The following is a 675-nucleotide window of genomic DNA, read 5'->3' as shown; positions in this document are numbered from 1 at the left end:
GGTTCATATCACCTTACCGACGCTTTTCGCAGATTAGCACGTCCTTCATCGCCTCTGACTGCCAGGGCATCCACCGTGTACGCTTAGTCGCTTAACCTCACAACCCGAAGATGTTTCGTAAAACATCATCGTGTCGCGAAAATTTGAGAGACTCGAACACACTTAAACAGTGTGTCGTTTCAATTTTCAGCTTGATCCAGATTTTTAAAGAGCAAAACTTCGCAGTGCACCTTTTCAGGTTCACTCTGAAGTTTTCTTGTGTTCGCAGTAAAGATGGTGGAGCTATGCGGGATCGAACCGCAGACCTCCTGCGTGCAAAGCAGGCGCTCTCCCAGCTGAGCTATAGCCCCATCGGTGTTATCTCTGTACCGGTAATTTTTCCTGAGACAAGGCGTGGTGAAGCGAAGCATACTGAAGTATGCGAGCTTTGCCACAACGCAGTATTCAGGGAAAATTTGGTAGGCCTGAGTGGACTTGAACCACCGACCTCACCCTTATCAGGGGTGCGCTCTAACCACCTGAGCTACAAGCCTGCAGAGATTATTTACTGCTCTATTTCATCAGACAATCTGTGTGAGCACTACAAAGGCAGGTTCTTTAAGGTAAGGAGGTGATCCAACCGCAGGTTCCCCTACGGTTACCTTGTTACGACTTCACCCCAGTCATGAATCACAA

Annotated in this window: 2 tRNA genes and 2 rRNA genes; all 4 read right to left on the bottom strand. The window is 48.3% G+C overall.

The window, feature by feature from the left end:
* A 23S ribosomal RNA gene (locus ACLH1U_RS25180) occupies nucleotides 1-97 on the bottom strand; the annotation flags it as partial.
* Between the two features lie 177 nt (nucleotides 98-274).
* Nucleotides 275-350 (bottom strand) — tRNA-Ala (locus ACLH1U_RS25175).
* Nucleotides 351-456: 106 nt separating this feature from the next.
* Nucleotides 457-533 (bottom strand) — tRNA-Ile (locus tag ACLH1U_RS25170).
* Between the two features lie 70 nt (nucleotides 534-603).
* Nucleotides 604-675 (bottom strand): 16S ribosomal RNA (locus ACLH1U_RS25165); the annotation flags it as partial.

The organism is Klebsiella sp. 1SOBk5mer (assembly GCF_046603115.1).
Taxonomy (GTDB): domain Bacteria; phylum Pseudomonadota; class Gammaproteobacteria; order Enterobacterales; family Enterobacteriaceae; genus Klebsiella; species Klebsiella quasipneumoniae.
Note: the sequence above shows the minus strand (reverse complement) of the source record. Positions and strands in the feature narration are given on the sequence as shown.